The sequence below is a fragment of the Salinibacter sp. genome, from assembly GCF_042218895.1.
GTDB lineage: Bacteria > Bacteroidota > Rhodothermia > Rhodothermales > Salinibacteraceae > Salinibacter.
On sequence record NZ_JBDGQQ010000176.1, the window covers coordinates 1 to 24,391 of the forward strand.

At 63.5% G+C, this 24,391-nt stretch carries 23 protein-coding genes; 15 read left to right on the top strand and 8 right to left on the bottom strand.

The genetic code is table 11. The annotated features are described in order from the left end of the window. Positions 1 to 84: 84 nt before the first annotated feature. Both ABEL04_RS14505 and ABEL04_RS14510 read right to left on the bottom strand, forming a co-directional pair. The gene (locus ABEL04_RS14505) at positions 85 to 495 is read right to left on the bottom strand and encodes a hypothetical protein (protein ID WP_375803114.1); all 411 of its coding nucleotides are present in this window, start codon (positions 493 to 495) and stop codon (positions 85 to 87) included. A 185-nt stretch (positions 496 to 680) separates the two neighbouring features. Then, positions 681 to 845: a hypothetical protein gene (locus ABEL04_RS14510; RefSeq protein WP_375803115.1), complete on the bottom strand. Its 165-nt coding sequence runs from the start codon at positions 843 to 845 to the stop codon at positions 681 to 683. Between the two features lie 489 nt (positions 846 to 1,334). On the opposite strand from ABEL04_RS14510, the gene ABEL04_RS14515 reads away from it, so the two are divergent. Next, positions 1,335 to 2,828 (top strand): HAD-IG family 5'-nucleotidase, encoded by a 1,494-nt coding sequence (locus ABEL04_RS14515; RefSeq protein WP_375803116.1) that lies wholly within the window; start codon positions 1,335 to 1,337, stop codon positions 2,826 to 2,828. A gap of 16 nt (positions 2,829 to 2,844) precedes the next feature. Here ABEL04_RS14515 and ABEL04_RS14520 read toward each other — a convergent pair whose 3' ends face one another. Continuing rightward, positions 2,845 to 3,243, bottom strand: coding sequence for a RidA family protein (locus ABEL04_RS14520; protein ID WP_375803117.1), 399 nt, complete (start codon positions 3,241 to 3,243; stop codon positions 2,845 to 2,847). 310 nt (positions 3,244 to 3,553) lie between these two features. On the opposite strand from ABEL04_RS14520, the gene mnmA reads away from it, so the two are divergent. From mnmA to ABEL04_RS14535, 3 genes are all read left to right on the top strand, one after another. After that, positions 3,554 to 4,702 carry a tRNA 2-thiouridine(34) synthase MnmA gene (gene mnmA / locus ABEL04_RS14525; RefSeq protein WP_375803118.1) on the top strand — a complete coding sequence of 383 codons (1,149 nt, stop codon included), beginning with the start codon at positions 3,554 to 3,556 and terminating at the stop codon, positions 4,700 to 4,702. Between the two features lie 350 nt (positions 4,703 to 5,052). After that, entirely contained in the window at positions 5,053 to 6,477 is a 1,425-nt protein-coding gene (locus ABEL04_RS14530; RefSeq protein WP_375803119.1) for an RtcB family protein, read from the top strand. 283 nt (positions 6,478 to 6,760) lie between these two features. Next, the gene (locus ABEL04_RS14535; RefSeq protein ID WP_375803120.1) at positions 6,761 to 7,501 is read left to right on the top strand and encodes a response regulator transcription factor; all 741 of its coding nucleotides are present in this window, start codon (positions 6,761 to 6,763) and stop codon (positions 7,499 to 7,501) included. A 65-nt stretch (positions 7,502 to 7,566) separates the two neighbouring features. On the opposite strand, the gene ABEL04_RS14540 is transcribed toward ABEL04_RS14535, so the two are convergent. Continuing rightward, a complete protein-coding gene (locus ABEL04_RS14540) occupies positions 7,567 to 8,277 on the bottom strand; it encodes a response regulator transcription factor (RefSeq protein WP_375803121.1) in 711 nt (236 codons plus the stop codon). 238 nt (positions 8,278 to 8,515) lie between these two features. Here ABEL04_RS14540 and ABEL04_RS14545 point away from each other — a divergent pair, with 238 nt between their 5' ends. Beyond that, entirely contained in the window at positions 8,516 to 9,586 is a 1,071-nt protein-coding gene (locus ABEL04_RS14545; protein WP_375803122.1) for a M42 family metallopeptidase, read from the top strand. A gap of 81 nt (positions 9,587 to 9,667) precedes the next feature. Here ABEL04_RS14545 and ABEL04_RS14550 read toward each other — a convergent pair whose 3' ends face one another. Beyond that, the gene (locus ABEL04_RS14550; protein ID WP_375803123.1) at positions 9,668 to 11,026 is read right to left on the bottom strand and encodes a class II 3-deoxy-7-phosphoheptulonate synthase; all 1,359 of its coding nucleotides are present in this window, start codon (positions 11,024 to 11,026) and stop codon (positions 9,668 to 9,670) included. Between the two features lie 197 nt (positions 11,027 to 11,223). Here ABEL04_RS14550 and ABEL04_RS14555 point away from each other — a divergent pair, with 197 nt between their 5' ends. The 3 genes from ABEL04_RS14555 (at position 11,224) to ABEL04_RS14565 (ending at position 15,295) form a co-directional block, all read left to right on the top strand. Further along, positions 11,224 to 11,961 (top strand): response regulator transcription factor, encoded by a 738-nt coding sequence (locus ABEL04_RS14555; protein WP_375803124.1) that lies wholly within the window; start codon positions 11,224 to 11,226, stop codon positions 11,959 to 11,961. 143 nt (positions 11,962 to 12,104) lie between these two features. Continuing rightward, on the top strand, positions 12,105 to 13,583 hold the full coding sequence (locus ABEL04_RS14560; RefSeq protein ID WP_375803125.1) for a sensor histidine kinase: 1,479 nt from the start codon (positions 12,105 to 12,107) through the stop codon (positions 13,581 to 13,583). 212 nt (positions 13,584 to 13,795) lie between these two features. Then, complete coding sequence (locus ABEL04_RS14565) at positions 13,796 to 15,295, top strand: spondin domain-containing protein (protein ID WP_375803126.1); 1,500 nt, start codon at positions 13,796 to 13,798, stop codon at positions 15,293 to 15,295. Between the two features lie 96 nt (positions 15,296 to 15,391). Here ABEL04_RS14565 and ABEL04_RS14570 read toward each other — a convergent pair whose 3' ends face one another. From ABEL04_RS14570 to ABEL04_RS14580, 3 genes are all read right to left on the bottom strand, one after another. Then, positions 15,392 to 16,897 (bottom strand): carboxypeptidase M32, encoded by a 1,506-nt coding sequence (locus tag ABEL04_RS14570; RefSeq protein ID WP_375803127.1) that lies wholly within the window; start codon positions 16,895 to 16,897, stop codon positions 15,392 to 15,394. A 1,145-nt stretch (positions 16,898 to 18,042) separates the two neighbouring features. Further along, complete coding sequence (locus ABEL04_RS14575) at positions 18,043 to 18,777, bottom strand: hypothetical protein (RefSeq protein WP_375803128.1); 735 nt, start codon at positions 18,775 to 18,777, stop codon at positions 18,043 to 18,045. 398 nt (positions 18,778 to 19,175) lie between these two features. Further along, positions 19,176 to 19,304 (bottom strand): hypothetical protein, encoded by a 129-nt coding sequence (locus ABEL04_RS14580; protein WP_375803129.1) that lies wholly within the window; start codon positions 19,302 to 19,304, stop codon positions 19,176 to 19,178. 394 nt (positions 19,305 to 19,698) lie between these two features. Between ABEL04_RS14580 and ABEL04_RS14585 the strand changes: the two genes are divergently transcribed. From ABEL04_RS14585 to ABEL04_RS14615, 7 genes are all read left to right on the top strand, one after another. Beyond that, the gene (locus tag ABEL04_RS14585) at positions 19,699 to 20,034 is read left to right on the top strand and encodes an ArsR/SmtB family transcription factor (RefSeq protein WP_375803130.1); all 336 of its coding nucleotides are present in this window, start codon (positions 19,699 to 19,701) and stop codon (positions 20,032 to 20,034) included. Between the two features lie 8 nt (positions 20,035 to 20,042). Then, complete coding sequence (arsM, locus tag ABEL04_RS14590; RefSeq protein WP_375803131.1) at positions 20,043 to 20,861, top strand: arsenite methyltransferase; 819 nt, start codon at positions 20,043 to 20,045, stop codon at positions 20,859 to 20,861. Between the two features lie 50 nt (positions 20,862 to 20,911). Then, a complete protein-coding gene (gene arsB / locus ABEL04_RS14595; protein ID WP_375803132.1) occupies positions 20,912 to 22,081 on the top strand; it encodes an ACR3 family arsenite efflux transporter in 1,170 nt (389 codons plus the stop codon). 26 nt (positions 22,082 to 22,107) lie between these two features. Further along, on the top strand, positions 22,108 to 22,419 hold the full coding sequence (locus ABEL04_RS14600) for a CC/Se motif family (seleno)protein (protein ID WP_375803133.1): 312 nt from the start codon (positions 22,108 to 22,110) through the stop codon (positions 22,417 to 22,419). Between the two features lie 34 nt (positions 22,420 to 22,453). Further along, positions 22,454 to 22,888 carry an arsenate reductase ArsC gene (locus ABEL04_RS14605; protein ID WP_375803134.1) on the top strand — a complete coding sequence of 145 codons (435 nt, stop codon included), beginning with the start codon at positions 22,454 to 22,456 and terminating at the stop codon, positions 22,886 to 22,888. A 64-nt stretch (positions 22,889 to 22,952) separates the two neighbouring features. Then, entirely contained in the window at positions 22,953 to 23,432 is a 480-nt protein-coding gene (locus ABEL04_RS14610) for a DoxX family protein (RefSeq protein WP_375803135.1), read from the top strand. A gap of 247 nt (positions 23,433 to 23,679) precedes the next feature. After that, the gene (locus ABEL04_RS14615; protein ID WP_375803136.1) at positions 23,680 to 24,072 is read left to right on the top strand and encodes a DUF2294 domain-containing protein; all 393 of its coding nucleotides are present in this window, start codon (positions 23,680 to 23,682) and stop codon (positions 24,070 to 24,072) included. Positions 24,073 to 24,391: the final 319 nt, after the last annotated feature.

Genomic DNA, 24,391 nt, shown 5'->3' on the forward strand with positions numbered 1-24,391 from the left:
CAATGGCGCAGACCACGCTCGTGGCCCAGCGCGCCGATCCAGCTGAGCGGAGGAGTCTGGGCTGGCCAGCAGCACCTCGGCCCACTATCCTCCGATCCGCAGCGCGAGAGCCCAGTAGATCCAGCCGATGAGGATGAACTGAAGAGGGAGGCGCAGGTAGAGCGCCCACGCCGGAATGCGGGCGAAATCCGTGGGATGGAGCGCCATGTGTACGTTTGCCGGAAAGACGGCTAGGAGCAACAGGAGGAGGCCCCACCCGGCGACCGTCCGCAGGCCCGGTACCAGCACACCGATGGCGCCCAGCAGCTCGGCGATGCCACTCACGTACACCAGCGTGTAAGGCGCGGGCAGGAAGGGCGGCACGATGCGGGCGAAGGCCGCGGGCCACACGAAGTGGGCCGTGCCCGCGGCGCCGAAGAGAAGCGCGATCAGGTAGACGGAGAGATCGTGTACGCCGCTGCGGGGTGAGCGAAGCGAGAATCGAGTCGGGGGCATCGGAAGGGTCATTGGAAGCTCCAGGAGAAGCCGGACGTCTCGGAGGAGGCTCGCAAGGTCCCACAGATGTACTCCGCGAAGAATCTGTCCGTCACGGACGGGGAAGAGGCCTGTGCCTCGCACGGCCACCGGCTGCTGCGTTGGGAAATGTCAAGGAAAGCGCCCTCGTGCACGGCGTCCAGGCTCTAGAAGACGGACACGCGGGGCGGATCGGCGACGTACTGTTCGAGGGTGAGCGTAGAGTCGGGGAAAGCCGCCAGTCCGGCCCGGATCGCGCGCTCGACTTCGTCGTCGCGCTCCACGAAGAGCTGAGACCGGGCGGCGTTGAGGCGGTCACCGGTGGAGGGCATGAGCGTGAAGCGGTCTAAAGATGAAAGACAGATCAGAATCGAACGCGAGAGCGGCGTCTCTGCGTTCCTCCACAACAAGCACGACCATGCGAACAGAGCAAACCCGTCCTGTTCTCTGGTTGGATCACAGAAACGTCATGCTTCCGGTTGCGAGATGCGCACCGACCGGTCTGGTGACTGGGTACAGTCGCCCGGTACCATGGGCAGTGCATTGGCAACACGCCAATATCCTCCCACACACAATCACCCACAGCCCATGATACTCTTTGCGCGAAGTACCACGACCGCACTTCTCGTTGCCCTCCTCGTCGGCGCTGGCGTCCGACTCGGCCCCGGACTCCGCGGAGACGGTCGAGGCCGGGTCGGCTGCCCCCGGCGCACCTGATGGTTTCGTAACGAAGCAATTGAGGGGCGCCTTCGTTTGTGAAGTATGCGAGCGCGGAATTTGCCTCTGCATCCCGCTCATTCGTTCCTCACGTGCCTCAATTCATGGATGCGATCGATCCTTCCCGTGGCCTCTTCTGCAACCGTACGCTCAACCTGCGGGGCATTCAGGCCATCGGGTACGACATGGACTACACGCTCATCCACTACCACATGCGCGAGTGGGAGAAGCGCGCCTACGGCTTCATCAAAGAAGGCCTGCTGGGCAAGGGGTGGCCCGTGGAGGACCTGACGTTCGATCCCGACCTGGCCATCCGGGGCCTCGTGATCGACATCGAGCGCGGTAACGTGGTGAAGGCCAACCGCTTCGGGTACGTCAAGCGCACCTTCCACGGCACCGAGTCGCTCCCCTTCGACCGGCAGCGCGACGTTTACCAGCGCACCCTCGTCGATCTCGCGGAGGACCGATGGCACTTTCTCAACACGCTTTTCTCCATCTCGTCGGCCTGCATGTACATGCAACTCGTGGACCTGCTCGACGCGGACGCCCTGGAAGGTTCGATGGGCTACGCCGACCTGTGGACCGAAGTGCAGGAGACGCTCGACGAGGCCCACATGGAGGGCCGGCTCAAGGCCGAGATTGTCCGTCATCCGGAGCGCTTCGTGGATCTCGACCCTCAGATGCCGCTCACGCTCCTTGATCAGAAGCGAGCTGGGAAGAAGCTTCTGCTCATCACCAACTCCGAGTGGGACTACGCCCGTCCCATGCTGGAGTACGCCTTCAACGATTTTCTGCCGGAGGGCATGACGTGGCGCGACCTATTCGACCTTTCTATCGTCGGTGCCCGGAAGCCCGACTTCTTCTCGGTTCGCATGCCTGCCTTTCACGTGGTGAACGATGACGGACTCCTGCGCGAGCACAAGAACGGCCCGCTGAAGGAGGGCTGCGTGTACGTCGGCGGCAACGCCCCCCTCGTTGAGGAGAGCCTCGGGCTTCGGGGGGAGGAAATTCTCTATGTCGGCGACCACCTGTTTGTCGACGTCAACGTGTCGAAGCAGGTGCTGCGGTGGCGCACGGCGCTGGTGGTGCGCGAGCTTGAGCAAGAGATCGAGGCCTTTCAGTCGTTCGCCGGCAGGCAGGCCCAGCTGTCCGAACTGATGGAGAAGAAAGAGCAGCTGGAGACCCAGTTCTCCAGGAAGCGCCTGCAGCGGCAGCGCCTGCGCGAGGGCTACGGCGGGGCAGATGGACAAAGTGTGGAGACACTCGAGGAAGAGATGTCGGAGGTCCGAGACCGACTGACGGAGCTGGACGAGCGGATTGCCCCTCTGGCCAAGGCATCCAGTCGGCTCGTCAACAGCAACTGGGGACCGCTCATGCGCACCGGCAAAGACAAGAGCCTCTTCGCCCGGCAGGTGGAGCGCTACGCCGACGTCTACACGGGGCGCGTGTCAAACTTCCTCTACCACACTCCCTTTACGTACCTGCGATCCCACCGCGGCAGCCTCCCGCACGACGAGGCCGCCGAGCGGGACCCCGAATATGACTCGCTCACCTCGGGCTACGAATGGGACGAGACGACGGCGACGGAGCGACAGTAGAACCGGCCACAGTGGGCTACCGGACGGCGATGCAGGAGATCTCGACCCGAGCGTTGCGCGGGAGGGCGGCCACCTGCACGGCCTGCCGGGCCGGAGGCTTCTCGTTGAAGTACCGCGCGTATACTTCGTTGATTTGCGCGTAGTCGTTTACGTCATCCATGAAGACCTCGCAACGCACGACGTTTTCGAACGTCATGCTCGCTGCCTTGAGCACGGCCCCAATGTTGTCGAGAACACGCTCAGTTTCCTCTTCAATTGTCCCGTCGATCATGCTGTCCGTGTCCGGGTCAATCGCAATCTGGCCGGAGACGTAGAGCCGGTCGTCGACGAGAATGCCCTGGCTGTACGGACCGATGGCCGCTGGGGCAAGAGGGGTCGTCACGGTGCTGCGGGACGTCGAGGTCGACGTAGACATAGGATACGGGAGTAGAGGCCTGTAGGAGGGAGCAGACACCTTAAGGTTTGTCTTTGCCGGGATACGGTGCAAATAAATCCTGTCCATATTTTCTGAAGACTGGTACTCCCGCCCGAACCGGGACTGAACGCAAAGGAGCAGGGGGCTTCGCGCGGTGGGGCTCGTTCCCCAGCAGGGATAAGACCACCGCTCCCGCACTAAGGCATTGTCAGGACTTTCTCTCTGTACCCGGGAACGGTGGTATGCGAAGCGCAGTTCATAACTGTTATCGGCTTTTCATCACTTTGTACACTGTCGGACATACCGGATCATGAGCAAGAAGGGACGCGTGCTCGTTGCCATGAGCGGCGGCGTCGACTCTTCGGTCACCGCCGTCTTGCTAAACGAGCGCGGCTACGACGTCGTGGGCCTCACCATGAAGACGTGGGACTACTCCACCAGCGGTGGGCGCGATGGTAAGGAGGTGGGCTGCTGCTCCATCGAGTCGATGAACGACGCCCGCGTGGTGGCCACCAAACACGGCTTTCCTCACTTTGTCGTCGACATCCGGGAGGAGTTTGGCGACTGGGTGATTGAGCGGTTCACCGACGAGTACCTGTCGGGCCGTACGCCCAATCCGTGCGTGCTCTGCAACACCCACATCAAGTGGGCGGCTCTTCTGGAGCGGGCCGATGATCTGGACTGCGAGTACATTGCCACCGGCCACTACGCGAATGTCCGCTACGACGAGGATCTGGATCGGTACCTGCTGAGCCGGGGAGAGGATCGAAATAAGGACCAAAGCTACGCGCTCTGGGGCCTGCCGCAGGAGCACCTGGCCCGGTCCATCTTTCCGCTTGGGGAGTACGAGAAGCCCGAAATTCGGCAGATGGCCGCCGACTTCGGCCTCAGTGTGGCCGACAAGCCCGACTCGTACGAGATCTGCTTCATTCCGGACAACGACTACGGCCGCTTCCTGCGAGACCGAGTCGACGGGCTTGAGGAGGACGTGAGCGGCGGCAAGTTCGTGCTGAAGGACGGTACGGTTGTCGGCGAGCACGAGGGCTATCCCTTCTACACCATCGGCCAGCGCCGCGGGCTGGGTCTCGCCCTCGGAGAGCGGGTTTACGTGACCGACATCGATCCGGAGACGAACACGATTACCGTAGGGCCGAAGGAGGAGCTCATGGAGCAGACCCTCACGGCCCACGAGATCAACCTCGTCAAGTACCCGGGGATCGACGAGGAGCGGCCCGCCTGGGGAACCATCCGTTACAACGACGACGGCGCGGGGTGCCTCACCTGGCAGCCCGATGACGACACTCTCAAGGTCGCCTTCGCGGAGCCACGCCGAGCCATCACACCCGGGCAGAGTCTTGTGCTCTACGAGGACGACGACGTGCTCGGCGGTGGATGGATCCACGAGGTCGGGACCGTACAGTCCGACGACGCCGAGCATACGGCAGAGGCCCCTGCGTAGCCTAGCAGGTGGGAGGCGCCGTTTCTCTGGCGACGCCGTGCCCTCGGAACGAGGAGTGGCAAGCCCGGAATGGATTCGGTAGACTCGGCCGGGCCAACCAACTCTATTGCTGACAGCGTCCGGCGGGAGGCCCCGTTCCGTAGAAGGAGCCCTGTACCGACGGCCAGACGTGAGGAGTCCATCTGGAATCCGCGCTGCGCTCGCTCAATCGGCGGAGGGTGGAACACTGAATTTTCCGAGATGGTTCGAACTGTCCTCGCGTTATCCCACGAAAACAATCCAGTGCGGCGCTCAAGGCAAGCCTTTGTCCCATTGCGCGCGCAGGTACCCAACATATGGAACGAGCGGACTTGACACGGACAAGCGACTTCACGTGGGAAATCTCCGAGTCGTTCCGGGAGGCGATGCGCGTACCTGTGCACATCATCGCGAGTGAAGAGCTCATCGACGACATTCTCGCGAGCGAGGCCATCGAACAGGCCATCCGGACGGCTATGCTCTCCGGCCTTGTCGGGCATCTTGTTGTGATGCCCGATGTTTACAGCGGTCAAGGAGCCCCTGTGGGAATCGTTGCGGTGTCGAAGTGGCCGGTGGGCACCATTGCGCCCGGGGCGATCGGGCACGACATCAACGCCGGGGTTCGGCTTCTGGGATCGGAGGTTAAAGTGGAGGAGGCCGAAGGCCACTTCGACGCCCTTGCCGACGCGCTGAAGGCTCACATCTCGAGCGGGGTGGATGCGGAGGGATCGATGTCCCTCAGCAAGAACGAGGTCGATCACGTGGCTCAGTCAGGGGCGCAGTGGGCTCTGCGCAAGGACATGGCACAGCAAGACGACCTTGTGCGTGCCGAGGAGGGCGGACGACTCAACGAGGCAAACCCGGACAAGGTGAGCGAGACGGCCCGTTCGCTGGGGGCAAAGCAACTTGGGACGTTAGGAGGCGGCCAGCACTTTATTGAAATTCACGCCGTCGAAGAGGTCTTCAATCGGGCGGCGGCCGTGACGATGGGGCTCAAGGAAGGAACCCTCGTTGCCCAAATCCACTGCGGGTCCCGGGGCTACGGACGCCAGATCTGTGCCGACTACATCGACCGGTTTCAGGGAGTGGCATCGTCCTACGACATCACTCCTCCGGACCCAAATCTTGTGTCAGTCCCGCTCGACTCGGGAGAGGCCGACGACTACATGGGGGCCATGCGGGCCGCGGCCAACTACGCCTACGCGAACCGGCAGGTGCTGGCCCACCGCGTCCGTGAGGTGTTCGATGAGCTTCTCGACGGGGCCGGCCAGCGCTTCAAAACCGTGTACGACGTGGCGCACAACCTGGGCCAGGTAGAGATGCACCAGGTCAACGGCAAGCACATGCGGTGCTACGTGCATCGTAAGGGGGCTGCTCGCGCCTTTGGGCCCGGGACACCCGGCATCTCCCTTCCGTACCGCGCTCTTGGGCAGCCAGTCCTCGTTCCTGGAACCATGGGAGAGACCTCATGGGTCATGCTGGCCACACGCGAGAGCATGCAGAAGAGCTTTGGCTCCGCCTGTCACGGGGCGGGCCGCACGATGAGCCACCACGAAGCCAACCACCACGCCGAGCCCGCCCCGCTCGACGAAGAGCTGGAACGGGAAGGCGTGCACGTGCGATCGGGCGACGGGGCGTCCTCGGCCAGCGCTGTGGAGCTGAAGGAGAACATTGATGCTGTCGTGGAGACCGTTGCTGGGGCGGGGCTTGCCAGCAAGGTTGCTCGTCTGAGGCCGTTGGCCGTCATGCACGGATAAGCTGGGTCAGAAACACCCCCTCGTTCCGTCCCGGATGATTCCAGCGCATTATCTCCCACGCCTCGGTCCCCGTCTTCAGGACCCGTTCAGAACCTTCAGGGAAGAAGGCGTGTTACGAAAGAGACATTGCGGGATCCAGGACACGAACACCGACTCCCGTCGCACGAACCAGTCGCCAAAAGGTCATCCCTATTCCGAGCCCGAAGCAGCACGCCTTCACGTGACCCGTGGTCTTCGGAGACATCCGATCAAATAGCCCTTTACATCCCCCACAAGTACCCCCATGTCCGATTCTGAAGCCAAAGGTCCATCCCTCCTCGTTGTGGAGGACGATAGTGAGCTTAGCACGAGCCTTGTCCTCTATCTAGAGTCCGAGGGCTACGAAGTAACACTGGCCGAGGAGGGGGAAACGGCTCTGGAAAAAGCAACCCGGTTGCCCGGGTACGACCTCATCGTTCTGGACGCGAAACTGCCCGACCTTAGCGGCTTCGAGGTGCTTCGTCAAGCCCGGGACGACGGGGTGAAGACGCCCGTGCTCATGCTCACGGGACTTGGTGACCACGAGCACAAGATGCGTGGCTTTCAGGTGGGGGCCGACGACTACCTGACGAAGCCTTTCGAGACCGAGGAGTTGGTGGCCCGAATCGACGTTTTGCTCCGACGAGAAGCCGAAGCGTCCGTGGAGGGGGGAACGTTTCGGGTAGGGGGGCTTCGCGTCGATCTAGACAGCGAGGAGGTAACCCGCGATGGCACGTCGGTGGACTTGACGGGTCTGGAATATAAGCTGCTCGCCTACCTCCTTCGCCGCCGCGGGCGCACGGCCACTCGCGAGCAGATTCTCCGGGATGTGTGGGACCTCCCCACCGAGGTCGAGACGCGCACCATCGACCGGCACGTGAATGCCCTCCGAGACGTGATGGACGGGGACGGGGAGGATTCCTGGCCTATTCAGAGTGTGTACGGCATTGGATACAAGCTCGAGGGAGCCGAGCGGATCGAAGAGTCACAGGAGGCAGCTTCCTGACCAGCCCCTACCGAAGCGGCACGAGGAACCCAGAGGAAGCCCTGGTTCAAGAGCGCGAGACGAAGCTACTCGTCGTCGAAGCGATAGCCGATGCCGTACACGGTCTCGATGTAGGTCGGATCGGACGGATCGGGCTCGATCTTCTTGCGGACCGACGCCATGTGGCGGTCGATGGTCCGCGTGATGATGTTTTCATCGATTCCCCAGACGTCCCGAAGGAGCTGTTTGCGCGTGACGGTCCTGCCTTTGTGCTGGATGAGATAACGGAGAATGTCAAACTCCAGGGCCGTAAAACTGAGCTCTTCGCCGTCCCGGTAGGCCTCGTGGGTGGTGAAGTTAATCTCCACGTCCCCAATCTCGTAAACATCCATGGGGGCTTCGGCAGGCGGCATGGTCCGCTGCAGGATGGCTTTCACCCGGGCGGCCAGTTCCTCGACGTTGAAGGGCTTGGTAATGTAGTCGTCCGCACCGAGCCCAAAGCCCTTGAGCTTCGATTCCTGCTCGCCCCGGGCCGTAATCATGAGAATTGGGGCGCTGAAGCCCATCTCCTGGGACTCTTCGAGCACATCGAAGCCATCCTTTTTAGGCAGCATCACATCGAGGAGAACGACATCGCATTTGTCCATGTCTTTCATCTTCCGGAGCGCCTCTTCGCCGTCTTCCGCCGTCTCTACCTCGTAGTCCTCGAGCTCAAAGTATTCTTCGAGACCCATCAGGATGTCGGCGTCGTCCTCCACGATGAGCATGTGGTAGGTGCGGTCCGTCGTCTTCGGCATGGTCGGACTTGCTCTAGTTGAGAAGAAAAAGGGTTTGAAGGAGTAAGCGGTGCCACACAGTCTAGTGGTTTGAATGTACCATCTAAAGTACCGACCTATCACGGTCGAGTTGTGAAGGCTGCGTACACTCGACATTCTGGACCGCGACCGGGACACCGTTGCGGCTCAGGCCGTATGATTGGTCGAGATTACTCGACCGGTTCTCCTCTGTTCTCCGAACGAACTGTTTGTTGCTTGCATGACCGACGACGCCAAGTCCTTTTTCTTTGACCTGCTCGACACCCCCAGCCCCACTGGCTTCGAAGCGCCAGGCCAGCGCGTGTGGACCGACTACGTCCGCGACCACGCCGACGAGGTGGAGACCGACGCATACGGCACGGCCTGGGCCAGCCTGAACGGCACCGACGACGATGCGCCCTGCGTCATGCTTGACGCGCACGTCGACGAGATCGGCTTCATGGTGCGCCACATTACCGACGACGGCTTCATCCACGTCAACCGCATCGGCGGATCGGACCGCGCCATCGCGCAAGGGCTTCGCGTCCGCATCTTGGGCGACGACGGGCCCGTCACGGGTGTCGTAGGCAACACGGCCATCCACATTCGGGACACGAAGAACGAAAAGGTGCCCAAGGTGCACGAGTTGTTTATCGACATCGGGGCCTCCGACGCGGACGAGGTCCACGACCGGGGCATTCGGGTGGGCCACCCGATGGTGTTCGACGTAGGCCCGACGGACCTCACCGACTCCCGCATCACGGCCCGCGCCATCGACAACCGGCTCGGCGGCTTCATCATCGCGCAGGCCGTGAAGCGCCTCGCCGAAGAGCGACCCGCGTGGCACGTGCAGGCCGCCAACTCGGTCCAGGAAGAAATCGGGGGGCACGGGGCGGAGATGATCACGCACCGCCTCGATCCGGACGCCGCCGTCGCCTTCGACGTGACCCACGCCACCGACTCGCCCGGCATCAACAGCAAGAAGCACGGCGAGATCGAGATGGGCGAGGGGCCGACCGTGACGCACGGCACCTCCAATCATCCGCAGCTCGTAGAGCGCGTCGTCGAGGTGGCCGAGGCCGAGGACATTCCCCTCCAGCACGAGCCCAGTAGCCGCCGCACCGGCACGGACACCGACTCGATCTTCAAGACCCGCAGCGGGGTGCCCAGCGTCCTGCTCTCCGTGCCGCTCCGTTACATGCACTCGACCGTCGAGGTGGTGGACACCAAGGACATTGAGCACTGCGTGCAGCTCTACGTGGCGCTCGTGCGCTCCTTTGGGGCCGACGAGGCGTTTGGCGTGTCACTGTAGGCATGGATGCGTGGAGGAATGGACGCGTAGAAGCATGAACGTCCCTGCCTCCACACATCCAGAGCTTCCACGCCTCCAATCCTATCCATGGAGCTGGCGGTACTTGCGCACGATGCTGAAGGCCATCTCCAGGGACTGCTCGTAGTTGAGCCGCGGATCGACGCGCGACTTGTACGCGTGCTTGAGGTCGTCCGGGCTTAGTCCGCGGGCGCCGCCGACGCACTCCGTCACGTTCTCGCCGGTGAGCTCGAAGTGCACACCCCCCAGATGGGAGCCCTCGGCCGCGTGGATGTCGAACGCTTGTTCGAGCTCGCCAAGAATGTTGTCGAAGTGGCGAGTCTTGATGCCGTCGTTGGTCCGCTCGGTGTTGCCGTGCATGGGGTCCGAAATCCAGAGCACCGACTGACCAGTGTCCCGAACAGCCTCAATGAGGCCTGGAAGGCGATCGCCGACGGTGTCGGCCCCTAAGCGCGTGATGAGCGTGAGCCGGCCTGGCTCGTCCTCCGGGTCGAGCGTGCGCACCAGCGTTTTGAGCCGCGACGGCGTCATGTCCGGTCCCACCTTGAGGCCCACCGGATTCTGGAGACCCCGGGCGTACTCGACGTGTGCCTTGTCGGGCTGGTTGGTACGCTTGCCCACCCAGGGCAGGTGCGTGCCGAGGTTGTAAATGCCCTCTGTGTGCGGGACCGTTCGCGAGAGCGCCTCCTCGTAGGGGAGGAGCAGGGCCTCGTGACTCGTGTAGAACGTCACCCGCTCAAGAGAATTAAGCTTCTGGCTGGTCACAACCTCGAGGAAGCCGAGCGTATCCTCGATGGCATCGACGATGGCGTGGTACTCTTCGGCCAGCGGCGAGTGCTCCATGAAGCCGAGATCCCAATATTCCGGGTGCCGGAGGTCCGCAAAACCGCCCTCGGCCAGGGCCCGCACCAGGTTGAGCGTGAGCGACGAACTCGAATACGCCTCCACGAGGCGCTGGGGGTCCGGTCGGCGTGCGTCGGCCGAAAACTCCGGACTGTTGATGATATCGCCCCGGTAGCTCGGTAGCGTGGTGCCGTTGCGCGTCTCGGTATCCGAGGAGCGCGGCTTGGCGTACTGCCCCGCAAAGCGGCCCACCCGCACGATGCGCGTGTTAAGCCCGTAGGTCAGCACGAGGCTCATCTGCATCAAAATCTTGAGCCGGCTCGTGATGGCGTCGGCCCGGCAGTCCGCGAACGACTCCGCACACTCCCCGCCCTGCAGGAGGAACCGCTCCCCCTGGGCGGCGCGGGCGAGCTCGTCTTTTAGGTTTTCGACCTCCCAGGAGGTCACGAGCGGAGGCAGATTAGAGACGTGGTCGAGGGCCTCCTCCAGCGCCGCCTCGTCCGGATAGGTGGGCTGCTGGAGGGCGTCTTTCTCGCGCCAGGAGCGAAGGTGCCAGTCCTGAATGGCTGGTCGGGACATGAGAGCTGTGGACAGTGTGAGAGCTAAGCAGGCACAGCCTACGAGACGAGAATCTACACGTTTCCGGCAGGGGGCCTCGAGAGAACCACCGGTGGGGGCGCAGAGGCACCATCAGGACCCGGCATGCGTAACATTCGCACGCACAATCGCAACAAACCTTGCGTCTATTCTTTGCCTGTTGACCGCCTCACGTGCCTGTGACGACCGCAGCTGGAAAACGCATTCTGCTCGTCGAGGACGACGACGACATCGCCGACCTGCTCGAGCTTCACCTCAGCGACGAGGGCCATCGGGTGGAGGTAGTCGACGACGGCGACGAGGGGCTGGAGCGGGCCCTCAGCGGGGAGCACGACCTCATTATCCTCGACATCATGCTGCCGGGCGCCGACGGGTTCGACATCTGCCGGCGCCTGCGTCAGGAAAAGTGCCCTACCCCCATTCTCATGGTCACGGCCAAGACCGAGGAGGTGGACAAGGTGCTGGGGCTGGAGTTGGGGGCCGACGACTACATTACCAAGCCCTTCAGCATTCGCGAGGTGCTGGCCCGGGTAAAGGCCATTTTCCGGCGCGTGGAGGTGGACCAGGAGGCGCAGCGGGACGACGATACGATCCCCATTGAGCTTGGTGGGCTCGTGGTGGAGCCGGAGAAACGGAAGGTGCGGGTGAACGGAGAGGTCGTCGACCTGACGAGCAAGGAGTTCGAGTTGCTTCTCCTCTTCGCCAAAAACCCGGGCCGCGCCTACAGCCGCGACGAACTGCTCGACGAGGTGTGGGGCTACCAGTACAGCGGGTATAGCCACACCGTCAACACCCACATCAACCGCCTGCGCAACAAGATTGAACCGGACCCGTCCGACCCTCAGTACGTGAAGACGGTGTGGGGAGTGGGCTACCGCTTTGCCGAGCCGGACGAACTGGCGGCGAGTGAATCGTGATGCGTGAGGAGTGACGCGGGAGCTTCTCCGAGTTCCGTACTTCTGGGATTCGATGCCATGCATGCTCTGACTCTCGATTTCCTCTTGTCCTACTGACCTGGCTATTTCCCTCTCACGTTTCACGCGTCACGCACCAATCTTCCATGCTCAACAGCTTCTACGCTAAGCTGAGCGCCCTCTTCCTCGTGCTCCTCGTGGGGCTCGGGATCATCCTCGCGACGTTCGGGATGCGGGCGGCCCGCCAGTACGCCGACGAGGTAGAGCAGAAGCTCAACCGCACCCTGGCGGAGGAGATGGTGCCCCGCTTCGAGCCGCATCTCAAGGATAGCATCGACACCGAGTCCATCGAGGCGACGATCCAGAGCATGACCGGCATCAACCGGCGCATCGAAATCTATTTGCTGGAGGGGGACGGCACCCTGAAGGCGTCCTTCGCCGTGCCCGACGCCGAGATTAAGCAGCGCCAGGTCGACCTCGCCCCGGTACGCCGGTTCATGGAGGGGGACGAACTGCCCATTCTGGGCGACGATCCCATGTCGGCGCAGGGAAAGAAGCCGTTCTCGGCCGCCCACATCGAGATTATGGGCCGGAAGGGCTGCTACCTCTACGTGATCCTGGGCAGCGAAAAGTACGCCTCCGTAGCCAGCATGGTGGGGGATAGCTATATCCTGCAGACGGCACTCTGGGGACTCGGGGTCATAATCCTCGTCACGGCTGGCGTCGGCCTGTTGCTCTTCCGGCGCCTCACGAAGCGCCTGCGCGGGATCCAGGCCGTGGTGGCCGACTTCGAACAGGGGAACTTCGACCGCCGCGTGGAGGTCACCTCCCGCGACGAGATTGGTCGCCTCGGCGAGTGCTTCAACCGCATGGCCGACAACCTGACCGAGACGATGGAGGAGCTGCGCCAGGCCGACCGCATGCGGCGCGAACTGGTGGCCAACGTATCGCACGACCTGCGCAGTCCCATCGCCTCGATCCAGGGCTACCTGGAGACCGTGTCGATGAAGGACGGCGACCTGGACCCCGAGAAGCGTCAGCACTACGTCGAAACGGCCCTCAAGAACACGAAGCGCCTCAACACGCTCGTCAGCGAGCTCTTCGAGCTCTCGAAGCTCGAGACCAAACAGATCGAGCCGACGATCGAATCCTTTCCGATTGCCGAGCTCGTGCAGGACGTGGTCATGCAGTACCAGCCTCGGGCCGAGGAGCAGGCCGTTGATCTGCAGGCCGAGCTGCCGGAGCGCCACGCCCGAGTGGAGGCCGACATTGGCCTTGTGGAGCGGGTCCTATCCAACCTCATCGACAACGCCATCCACTACACGCCGGAGGGAGGCAGAGTGCGGGTGCGCCTGAACAACGAACGGGGCGAGGTCTGCGTGGAAGTGGAAGACACGGGACCCGGCATCCCGGAGGACGACCTGCCGCACATCTTCGAGCGCTTCTACCGGGTCGACAAGAGCCGAGACCGAGATAAGGGCGGCGCGGGCCTCGGCCTCGCCATCGCCAAGACCATTCTGGAACTCCACGACCGCACGCTGGAGGTGGAGAGCACGGTGGGCAAAGGGACCACCTTTCGCTTCCGGCTTCCGGTTGAATCGGAAGTCGAGCGGCAGGCGGCGTAGTCCGGACGGCCCACCCCGGGACGTGGACGGAGGCCGAAGTTTATGGAACCGTTAGGAATTGTGACCGGAGCGTGAGGGGGCTTGAGCCTTCTGTGAGGCTCCGTTGTCGGAAGAAAGCAATATTGGGTTCGCAGGATGAGCGAAAGTACAGTGTCTTCGTCACTCTCATCCTGTCGCACGCAATCCTTCTCTCAATTCCGACACGGTTACCCATGACTTCACGCCCCATACTCTCACACGTCCCATTTGCATTCCTGTGGATCGGCTGCTTTGCTCTCGTCCTCGCTGGGTGTGACAGCAACGAGGGCGACCCCCCCAGTCCTAATACCTTCGAGGTCACCGTTGAAAATGTCCAGAATGGCGGATCAGCCACCCCGATCCTCAAGAGCGGCGAGTTCGTCTCGCCGGAGGGGCAGGACGGTCCAGGCCCAATCATGAACGGAGACAGCTACGAGTTCTTCTTTACGGCGGGACCAAGAGAGCTCCCAAAAACGGGAATGCGGCTGTCGTTCGCGACGATGTTTATCCAATCGAACGATCTCTACTATGCATTTGAGCCGGGTGGACTTTCGCTGTTCGAGAATGGGACCCCGATCGGTCAGAACAGTCCTCGCGACGTGACGAGCGAGGTGAACCTGTACGACGCCGGGACAGAGGGGGACCAGGAGCCCGGGAGTGGATCCGATCAGGCCCCGCGCCAGAGCGCTCTCGATACGGGACCCGATGGGGAGGGTAGTGTCGTCGAGGTCACGGATCAGGACGGAGACGGCCGTCTGGAAAACGACGGCTTCAGCTACCCGGCCACCGACGACGTAGTCAAGGTGACCGTCGAAAGTGAGTCCCATGAGGACGGAGGCGTTGCATTTACCGTCACCATCCGGAACCGGGGGGCAAGCGTCAATGGCGCGCCCATCCCTCTCTCCCCTGGTTCCTACGCCGTGCACTGGGACCAAATGCCGGGCAGCGATGGGGGCGACGTTACCTTCCCAGGTCATAACCCAGGGGGATCGGCTGGCGACGGCATTGAGTCCATCGCGGAGGACGGGCGCCCAGGTGGAGCATTGCCCCCCGACGACAGTTCGCCCGCGGGAAACCACCTCCAAACCCTTCGAGGGCGCACCGGCATTACCGTGCCGCTTTCCCCGGGTGCATTTGCCATCCATTCGGATGACGTGAGCCTCTTCGAGACCGGAGCAGAAGCGTCCGGGGGCATTGAGGCCATTGCCGAAGACGGACGCCCGAATGGGGCACTCGACGGCGACGCCGGATCGCCCGCGGGCAATCTTGTAGCAGATCTGACGGGCACCAACGGGATCAAAAGTGTTGATCCATTCGGAGGGGGGCCTATTCTTCCGGGCAACGAGGTCTCATTCAACGTTAATGCGACGCCTGGAGACCGTCTCTCGCTCGCAACAATGTACATTCAATCGAACGATCTCTTCTATGCCACCCCGCAGGAGGGAATCGCCCTCTTCGACGAGAACGATCAGCCAATCAACCGGGAGATCGATATCCTTCTCTACGACGCCGGTACGGAGGGGGACCAGGAACCGGGCGTGGGGCTCGACCAGGCGCCCAGACAGTCGGCGCTGAACACCGGGCCGAACGGGGAGGGCTCCGTCACGCAGGTCAACGGTAGTGACGATGGGTTCAGCTACCCTTCGTCGAGCGACGTGATCCGCGTGTCGGTGCGCCCCGCCTCGTCGCAGTAGCACTGCCGTGTCCCTCCCATTTCGGCAGAACGTCGCTGCCCGGCAAGCTTCCGCTTGTCGGGCAGTGCTACGTCAAGGCTGGCGACGCGATAGAACTCAGGATAGGCCGTAGAGGCCGCCGAACTTATTCTGGGCGTACGCAAGCCACGAGTCTGCCGCGAGTTTCCGCCCGGTGGCACGCTCCAACAGATCGGGCGCCGTCAACTTCCGGCCGTGCCGGTGGACGTGGGCGCGGAGCCAGTCGAGCAACGGGGCAAAGTCGCCGTCGGCAACGTGCGCCCGCAGATTTGGCAGCTCGTCCTCGATGGACTCTATGAGCTGGGCGGCCGTGAGGGTGCCCAGCGTGTAGGTAGGGAAGTAGCCGAAGGCCCCCTGCGACCAGTGCACGTCCTGCAGGACCCCGTTCGCGTCCGTCTCCGGCACCACGCCGAGGTAGTCGTCCATCGCCGCGTTCCAGCGATCCGGGAGCTCGTTCACCGACACCGAGCCGTCGATGAGGCCGCGCTCCAGCTCAAAGCGGAGCATGACGTGGAGGTGGTAGGTCACCTCGTCGGCCTCCACGCGGATGAGGGAGGGCTCCACCCGGTTGATGGCGCGGTAGAACGGCTCGAGGTCGACGTCGCCGAGCGCGTCGGGGAACGTCTCTCTGAGTCGTGGGAGGTAGTGGCGCCAGAAGGGGCGGCTGCGGCCCACGTGGTTCTCCCAGAGACGCGCTTGCGATTCGTGGATGCTGAGCGAGGTGCCCTCGCCCAATGGCGTGCGGGCGAGCGCCGGGTCGATGCCCTGCTCGTACAGGCCGTGTCCCGCCTCGTGGATCGTGGAGAACAGGGCCGAGGCCACGTTGTCTTCGTCGTAGCGCGTGGTGAGGCGAACATCGTTCGGCGAGAACGAGGTGGTAAATGGGTGGGCGGAGACATCCTGCCGCCCCTGGTCGAAGTCGTACCCGAAGTCCGCAATCACCGACCGTCCGAAGCGCTGCTGCTCGGATTGCGGATAGGTGCCCCGGAGAGCACTGTCGTCGATCTGTGCGGCCTCGTCGAGGGCGTCGACGAGTGGGACGAGGTCGTCGCGCAGCGTGTCGAATAGCGACACAACCGCAGCGGTGATGCGGCCCGGCTCGTATTCCTTCAGGAGAGCATCGTAGGGCTCGTTCTCGTAGCCGATGGCTTCAGCCTTTTTCACCGATAGGTCCACGAGCTGCTCCAGGTGCGGGGCAAAGTGGGAAAAGTCGTCGTTCGCACGGGCCTGCTTCCACGCCTGCTGGGCCTGGGACTTGGCCTTCGACAGCTCCGCGACGAGCGACGAGGGGACGCGCACGGCCCGCTCGTAGTCGCGCCGGGTGACCCGCACGAGAGCGGCGTCGGGATCGAGGGGGCTCGGGGCGTCGAGCGCCTCCGCCGCGCGGTCGAGCAACGTGCCGGTCTCATCGGCCACGAATCGCTCGTGGGCGGTCGAGTGCAGAGTGGAAAGCTGCTGGGCGCGCGCCTCTGCACCGCCGTCCGGCATGTAGGTCTCCTGGTCCCAGGTGAGCACCGCGGCGGCGGCCTTCAGGTCTTCGATGGGGGCAAGGTGGTCGCGCAGGGCCTCGACGGGAGCAGACATAGAGACAAAATGGGTTTCGAAAAAGTGCGCGATCCAAACGAAGGGGGAGAGCACCTGGTGCCGGCGCTGTCGAAAAAATGGATCGAATTGGAGGAGCTTCCCAGCGCTGCTGCTCCACGTGTTCGGTTACTCGTGGCCGTGATGCTCCTGCTCACCCCAGCCCTCGACTCTAGAACAGGCACCACTTCCCCGCCGTGGAGGACACCAGGGGACAGCGCTCTCACGTGCCATGCGGACAAAGACGAATTTGCCCTTCGGGACGAGAAGTCCACTCTCGGGGCAGGAAAAACGGTGGAAATGAGCGAGGCCGGCTGGTGCGTTCCTCCGCCACCGCTGCAAGACTTGCCCTCGTGGCGAGGCCTCGTTGTGCTGGCTCAGTTCGTCCTCAAAATCAGGACGGGTGCCACGACGCGAGCCCGAAGAGCAAATGCGGCGGAGGTCTGTGCAATTCTCGGTGCAAAATTGATCCCTGTACGATCTTGTCCACACCTGTGGCGACCCCGAGGCGGGGCAGGAGGGTACCTGCGCCCGTGGTCTCTGGACTGAGGGCATGCCCTGCAAGAGGAAAAAACTACACAGAAAGGGGAAGAATCTTCCCACCTGTACTGGGCGAGCCCTGGAAGGACGGCTCAGTGGAGAGAAGCGCCGACTGGCAGGGTGCTTGCCCAGGTATTTCTTCCGACAGTCTCAGGGCCTCATTCCCCTGGCAGAGAATTTGGGCGACAGAGGTTCCGACGTGGGGACCCGCCCAAGAGAGGCCCTGCCCGTCCCATCGGTGTTTCCATCACCCCTGGATTTACTGGCACCAGGGATGCGGGATTACTGGCATGGCCGATGGGTCGGGCAGAGCCGCTCCTCCACCTCCTCGTTTCACTGTCACGTGGGGAAAGCCCGCCGATGCGGAAAGCCATTCGACGCCGCGCCTCTGCATCCTGAGACCGTCAGCCTCGAGGTGGAGACCTGCTTCCGTGCACTGTCTCTCCGACTTGCCAGACTCGTGAGCTAAACCGAGAGAACTCACCCTCTTCTCCAGGGGGATCCTTGATGAAGGGCCAACTGGTGTGCCCCTCCGTCTTCGTTGCCACGTCAGGGGGTCTCCGAGGAATCGGAGGCCTTCTTCCGCCATCCCCCGGTGGGAAAGCCTGCTACTCGTCGTCAGACTCGCTCCCGCTCCCGCCAATTGTTAGCTGGATGAAGGGGCCCTGCATCGTTGCGTCCGGTCCCCCGCTCAGGGTTGTGTCGTCGAACTGCCAGTCGGAGGCCAGAGCCGACAGCATGTACCCGGCCTGTAGCCCGAGCTGAAAGAGCCCTTCGCCGGGTTGTCCAAACTGGTATTCGAGGCCTGCCCCCAGCCGCACGAGGAGGCTCGCTCGTCCCAGGGTGGCCCTCCGGTTGGGGTTGTCCAGCACCTCATCGAAGTTGCTGGCCTCCCCCCGACTTCCAATTTCGAGCCGAATACCTCCTGCACCGACCCCAAGCTGAGGATAAACGCGAACGCTTGATTCCGGCCGAAACAGATACCCGAGCGTAAACAAGCCGTAGCCCCCACCCACCGACACGGTGCGTCCCTGAAAGCCCTGGTCCGAAGTGAGGAGACCGTGTCCCTCGCCCCCCAGAAGCAGTCGGTCCGCAACGACGCCGTAGCCTCCTCCCCCGATGGTGACCGTTTCCGTCGCGAACGTCGGGTAGCCAACCTCTTCGAGCCGGTCGTTGAGTGGACCGAAATCGGCGACGTGGGTCCCGATGGCGAAGAATCCTGCGCCGCCATTCCCAGGGGCCATCCTCTCTTCGGACTCATCCTCGTCTGGATCCTGGGCCTGAACGGTGGCGAGAGCCCCGAACCCGAGGAGCAAGACGCTGGCGAGAAGGAGACGAACCATCGGTTGGGAATTCTGCATGAGTTGTAGCTTGCGTGAGGATTCGCGAGAACCGATGAACAGGACGGTGCGAGGAGAAAAGGCTTTCTCCGCCCGGAAAGAGCACTGAATTACACTCGCACGCATGGCACCGATCCGCAGCGTTCGACGGACCGCACTGTGCGCCGACGAATCGTGTACGGGGAGAGGCAGTCGCAGCAGCCCCCAGGATCCGTGAGGACGGTTGCCCGGGGCCGCTGGCGCGACCGACGATTCGGGAGACGGAAGGACGGAGAGCCCCGACGGAAATCGATTGGGGCTGGGAGAGAGGCGTGCCATTGCGACGGAATCGACAGAAACGATTGGAATCGCGATCTGCACGCTGCCCTTTCCTTGTCGCAGAGAATAGGCATGCTCCTGGGCTACAACGCCCACGCGAGGAGAAGGACGAGTGCGGTCCCCGGCACGAACAGGCCTGCGGCCCCGGCGGCGATTCCCACGAGTAGCAAAAGGCCGAGCGTGGCGAGCCGCAGCGCCGCCCCGTACCGCACCAGCAGTGCCCGATGGTCAACAAGAAGGGAGCGGAGTGCCCAGAGACGCCAGAAGAGACGCCGAGCCCGGTCCCACCAGGGCGTCGATGCGCCGGTGGCGGCATAGGCAGGACTCCGCCGTTGCCTCTATGATTTCTGAAGCGCGCACAGAGAGGCGATCCGGCAGGGCCGCAAGGTCCCGCAGACCGGCATGGAGAAGGAGGGCGGGTCCACGATGAAAGACAGGAATGACGTTGGGCAACACACCGCCGGGTCCCTCTGGGTTCCCGGACCGCGACGTCAGCACGGAGCTGCGCAGCACCGAAATATGAAGGTTCAGGATAGTACTGGACAGGCTGCAGGCTCTCTTTTATCGTACATCAGCGATCAGTAACGAATAGAAGCACCGTCTACCGTGCCGCCGCTCACCGATTCTTCGTTCTCAGACGAGCAGCGCCAGCTCGCTCAAGGACTGAAGGCCCTTGCCCACCCGGCCCGACTCGCCATCGTCCGGCTTCTGGCCGAGCGCGACGAGTGCATCTGTGGCGAGATCGTCGATGATCTGCCCCTGGCTCAGTCCACCGTCTCCCAGCACCTGAAGGCGCTGAAGGAGGCAGGCCTCGTACAGGGGTCCATCGAGGGCCGACGCACCTGCTACTGCCTCGATCCGGAGGCGCTGTCGGCCCTTGAAGACGAGCTAGACACACTTTTCGACACGCTCAACCTTTCGTCCTACCCACCCAACTGCTGATGACTCGGATGTCCATGCCCTCCGCCAACCCCGACGCCCTGAAAGACGCCGTTCGTGAGAAGTACGCCGCTCTTGCCACAGAGAACGAGTCGTGCTGCGGGTCCTCAGAGGGGTGTGATTCCGGCGCAGAATTCGACGTGAGTAGAGACTACGCCGACGCGGTCCTGGCCGAAACCGCTGATCTAGACCTCGGCTGCGGGCGGCCCACCGACCACGCCGATCTGCGGATGGGAGAGCATATTCTCGACCTCGGGTCCGGCGCCGGCATGGACGCCTTCGTGGCCCGCCGCGACGTGGGGCCCGAGGGGCACGTCCACGGCGTCGATCTGGCCGAGGAGATGGTCGAGAAGGCCCGCGAAAATGCCGACAACCTCGACTACGACAACGTCACCTTCGAGGTGGGCGACATTGAGGATCTGCCGGTCGAGGACGGGACGTTCGACGTGATTCTGAGTAACTGTGTGCTCAACCTGGTGCCGGACAAGCGGGCGGCCTTCCGCCAGATGCACCGCGCCCTGCGGCCCGGGGGGCGATTTTCGGTGTCCGACATTGTGCACGATGGCACACTGCCCAGCGGGTTGCGGGAGGCGGCCGAACTGCATGTGGGCTGCGTGGCGGGGGCGATGGAACGGGACGCGTATCTGGGGCGGCTCCGCGAGGTGGGGTTCTCAGGCGTGCGAGTCGCCACCGAAAAGATCATCTCGCTGCCGGACGACCTCCTGGCCGAGCACTCGGAGGGCGATCGAGGGGCGGACGTCCGCGCGGGCGATGCTGGGCTGCAGAGCGTCACCGTAGTCGGCCGCCGGCCGGGCTCTGACAAATCGTAGCATCCCCACTTCCGTCCTGATTCCAACGTCCCCGAACAGACCACCCCTCTATGGCTGAGCAACCGACGACCGCAGACGAGCAGACATCCCGTTCCCCCGATTCTGTCCCCTCCGGCAACGGACACGCCGAGAACGGTTCGGCCGACGCCATCAGGGCCACTGCCGAGAAGGCCCAGCAGGACCTCGGGGTCTTTGAGCGCTACCTGAGCCTATGGGTGGCCCTCTGCATCGCCGTGGGCGTGGCGATCGGGCAGCTGATTCCGGCGGTGCCCGACGTGCTGGGCGAGATGGAGGTGGCGCAGGTCAACCTGCCGATCGCCGTGCTCATCTGGGCCATGATTTACCCGATGATGGTGCAGGTCGACTTTCGGAGCATCCTCGGCGTGCGGCGCCACCCCAAGGGCATCACCGTGACGCTCGCGGTGAACTGGCTCGTCAAGCCGTTCACCATGTTCGGCTTCGCGTGGCTTTTTCTGAAGGGCCTCTTCGGCCCCTTCATCGAGCCGGGCGTCGCGAGCGAGTACGTGGCCGGGGCCATTCTGCTCGGCGCCGCGCCCTGCACGGCCATGGTGTTCGTGTGGAGCTACCTCACGGATGGGGACCCGGCGTACACGCTCGTCCAGGTGTCGATTAACGACCTGATCATGCTGGTGGCGTTTGCGCCGATCGTCGCCTTCCTGCTGGGGCTCAGTGACGTCATCGTGCCGTGGGACACGCTGCTGCTGTCGGTGGGCCTCTACATCGTGATCCCGCTGGCGGCGGGCGCCCTCTCCCGCACGTGGATCCTCCGCACGAAGGGCGAGGAGTGGTTCGACAACGTCTTTCTGGAGCGGCTCGGGCCGGTGACGATGGTGGGCCTGCTGCTGACGCTCGTGCTGCTCTTCTCCTTCCAGGGCGAGGTGATCCTCAACAATCCCCTCCACATCGCCCTGATCGCGGTGCCGCTCGTGGTGCAGACGTTCTTCGTGTTCGCGATTGCCTACGGGTGGGCCTACGGCTGGCGCGTGCCGCACGACGTGGCGGCCCCGGCCGCCATGATTGGGGCCAGCAACTTCTTCGAGCTGGCGGTGGCGACGGCCATCGCCATGTTCGGCGTCACCTCGGGCGCGGCGCTGGCCGCCGTGGTGGGCGTGCTCGTAGAGGTGCCGGTGATGCTGGCGCTCGTGCGCATCGCCAACGCCACGCGACCGCAGTTTGAGGCCCGGACGGCCCCGGCCTGATTGTCCTTCGACCGACATCTTCCGCCATGCCTTCCACGAAAGCACAGCTGGACCTCGCTATTGACGACGAGGCGGCAGCACACGCCCGCGAGAAGGGCGGCGTGCTCACCATCCGCACCCGCCCCCAGCACGGATGCTGCGGCGGACGAGTCGATCTGGCGACGGTGAGCACCGAGCCGCCCACCGACCCCGAGGCGTACGTGCGGGCGGACCGGGACGAAGTTGAAGTCTATGTCCACCGCAGCTTCGTTTCGCTCGGGGACGAGGCGATGCGCGTCGGCCTCGACCGGCTGTGGATCTGGCGTTCGCTCTACGTGGAGGCCGCGGCGCAGATGTAATTCGCCGATTCTCTCTGTCACACCCGTTTTCTCCGTGGACACCGTCTTGTTCGTCTGCACCCACAACTCGTCCCGCTCACAGATGGCCGAGGGGCTGCTGCGTGCCCGCTATGACGACCGGTACGAGGTGCGCAGTGCCGGCACAAATCCCAGCGGCGTGAATCCGTTCGCCGTGGCCGTGATGAAGGAAATTGGGATCGACATCTCGGGTCACACCGCTGACTCCGTCGACCCCTTCTCGGAGACACCCCCCGACATCGTCGTCACCGTCTGCGACGATGCGGCTGAGAACTGTCCCTACATTCCCGCCCGGAAGGAGAACCTCCACCGCGGGTTCGACGATCCATCGGCCGTAGAGGGTCCCGACGAGGAGAAACGTGCGGTCTTCCGACGGGTGCGCGATGAACTGGCTGAATGGATCGAGGCAACGTTCGGGACAAGGAACGGGTCAGACCGTCCTCACTCGTGACCCTGGGACACTGAGTCTCTCAGGCCGTTGTACTGGCCTCACGTTCCCAAACCCCGAGACCGCTATGTCACCGCCCCCCACCGCCTCCGCCCGTGCCTGGCGCGTTCTTCCCCTCATCCGCCTCATGGTCGGGGCTGTCTTCCTGTCGGAGGGCATCCAGAAGTTTTTGTACCCCGCCCTGCGGGGGCCAGGCCGGTTTGCAAACATGGGCTGGCCGGTGCCTGAGCTCCTTGCCAACTTCGTGGGCGTCGTGGAGGTCACCTGTGGCGCGCTGATCCTGTTCGGGCTCTACACGCGGCTCGCCGCGGCGGGCACAGCAACGATTATGACCGTGGCAATCGTGACGACGAAGATTCCGATCTGGTTGGGGGCCGGGTTTGGCCCATTCGAGGTGCGGACGCTGAGCCAGTACGGCTTCTGGAGCATGGCCCACGCCATTCGAACGGACTGGGCGATGCTCCTCGGCTCGCTCGTCCTGTTGATCGCCGGGGCGGGGCCGTGGGCGCTCGACGCGTGGCGCCGCGGGCAGCGAGGCGACGAATGAGCGCTGCCCTCCGGCTCATGGCCCGGACACTGGGGGTCTACGCCGAGGCTGGACGCGCTGCTCCCCATCCCCGGCGGCACTGCTCCAGTCGCCGAAAACCATTGGGCCGGCGGTACGGAGCGGAATCAAGCGTTCGGGGGGACAGGCCCGGAAGTGAACAGGGGATCGGGCAAGCCGTACGTCGGAGCCGCGCGCCTTTGTCGCTTCCGTGTACGGGTCGCCTCTCACCATTCTGCGTTCTGGTCTGATGCCGAATGCGTCCATCCCCTCCGACAAGACGAAAGGCCAGGTTGAAGCCGCCGTCACCGAGGCCATCACACAGTTTGAGCGCGACTATCTCGGCCGCGGGCCGAAGGAAGCGAAGTCCTTCATCGTCGAAAACCTTGTCGTCGTGAAACTACAGGGCATCCTGGGCCCGGCCGAGCGCCAGCTTAGCCACGAAGACGGAGGCGTCGAGCTCATCAAGAAGATGCGGAGACGAGTGATCGAGAGCTGCAGCGGGGATCTTTCCAAGCTCGTTGCGGAGAAAACCGGCATCGAGGTCGTGAGTATGCACGCCGACATCAGCGCTCGGACCGGCGAGCGCGTCTTCGTCTTTACCCTCGACGAAGATCTGGAAGCCGCTCTAGAAAACCGATAGGGACGAACCGTGAACTTTTGGTGAGGGGAGCGGTCGTCCTTGTACTCATTCGGTTCGGGCGCTATATTAGCCCTCGCTGTTGAAACGGAGCGCCGCGTTGGCGAACCGGATCCGCAGCCACATACCGCTCCGGCACGCAAGCCGCGCACACGCTCAGTACGAGCGGGTGCAACGACTGCAGGCCGACATCAGCGTCCCAACGGCGCTGCGTGTCGGCCTTTTGTTTGTCGGGTCTGGGCTGTTCGACGGACGTTCGGTCCCAACACTTGGTCGCTGCGGCGTCGTGGATCTCACGCGAGGGGACCTCGACTGCTGTGTC

Bases quoted from the DNA above. Each gene is read 5' to 3' on its own strand.
- mnmA (WP_375803118.1), top strand. From the start codon at position 3,554: ATGAGCAAGAAGGGACGCGTGCTCGTTGCCATGAGCGGCGGCGTCGAC.
- ABEL04_RS14600 (WP_375803133.1), top strand. From the start codon at position 22,108: ATGCCTTCCACGAAAGCACAGCTGGACCTCGCTATTGACGACGAGGCG.
- ABEL04_RS14570 (WP_375803127.1), bottom strand. From the start codon at position 16,897: ATGTCTGCTCCCGTCGAGGCCCTGCGCGACCACCTTGCCCCCATCGAA.
- ABEL04_RS14505 (WP_375803114.1), bottom strand. From the start codon at position 495: ATGCCCCCGACTCGATTCTCGCTTCGCTCACCCCGCAGCGGCGTACAC.
- ABEL04_RS14560 (WP_375803125.1), top strand. From the start codon at position 12,105: ATGCTCAACAGCTTCTACGCTAAGCTGAGCGCCCTCTTCCTCGTGCTC.
- arsM (WP_375803131.1), top strand. From the start codon at position 20,043: ATGTCCATGCCCTCCGCCAACCCCGACGCCCTGAAAGACGCCGTTCGT.
- ABEL04_RS14565 (WP_375803126.1), top strand. From the start codon at position 13,796: ATGACTTCACGCCCCATACTCTCACACGTCCCATTTGCATTCCTGTGG.
- arsB (WP_375803132.1), top strand. From the start codon at position 20,912: ATGGCTGAGCAACCGACGACCGCAGACGAGCAGACATCCCGTTCCCCC.
- ABEL04_RS14535 (WP_375803120.1), top strand. From the start codon at position 6,761: ATGTCCGATTCTGAAGCCAAAGGTCCATCCCTCCTCGTTGTGGAGGAC.
- ABEL04_RS14575 (WP_375803128.1), bottom strand. From the start codon at position 18,777: ATGGTTCGTCTCCTTCTCGCCAGCGTCTTGCTCCTCGGGTTCGGGGCT.
- ABEL04_RS14615 (WP_375803136.1), top strand. From the start codon at position 23,680: ATGCCGAATGCGTCCATCCCCTCCGACAAGACGAAAGGCCAGGTTGAA.
- ABEL04_RS14545 (WP_375803122.1), top strand. From the start codon at position 8,516: ATGACCGACGACGCCAAGTCCTTTTTCTTTGACCTGCTCGACACCCCC.
- ABEL04_RS14550 (WP_375803123.1), bottom strand. From the start codon at position 11,026: ATGTCCCGACCAGCCATTCAGGACTGGCACCTTCGCTCCTGGCGCGAG.
- ABEL04_RS14610 (WP_375803135.1), top strand. From the start codon at position 22,953: ATGTCACCGCCCCCCACCGCCTCCGCCCGTGCCTGGCGCGTTCTTCCC.
- ABEL04_RS14540 (WP_375803121.1), bottom strand. From the start codon at position 8,277: ATGCCGAAGACGACGGACCGCACCTACCACATGCTCATCGTGGAGGAC.
- ABEL04_RS14515 (WP_375803116.1), top strand. From the start codon at position 1,335: ATGGATGCGATCGATCCTTCCCGTGGCCTCTTCTGCAACCGTACGCTC.
- ABEL04_RS14520 (WP_375803117.1), bottom strand. From the start codon at position 3,243: ATGTCTACGTCGACCTCGACGTCCCGCAGCACCGTGACGACCCCTCTT.
- ABEL04_RS14510 (WP_375803115.1), bottom strand. From the start codon at position 845: ATGCCCTCCACCGGTGACCGCCTCAACGCCGCCCGGTCTCAGCTCTTC.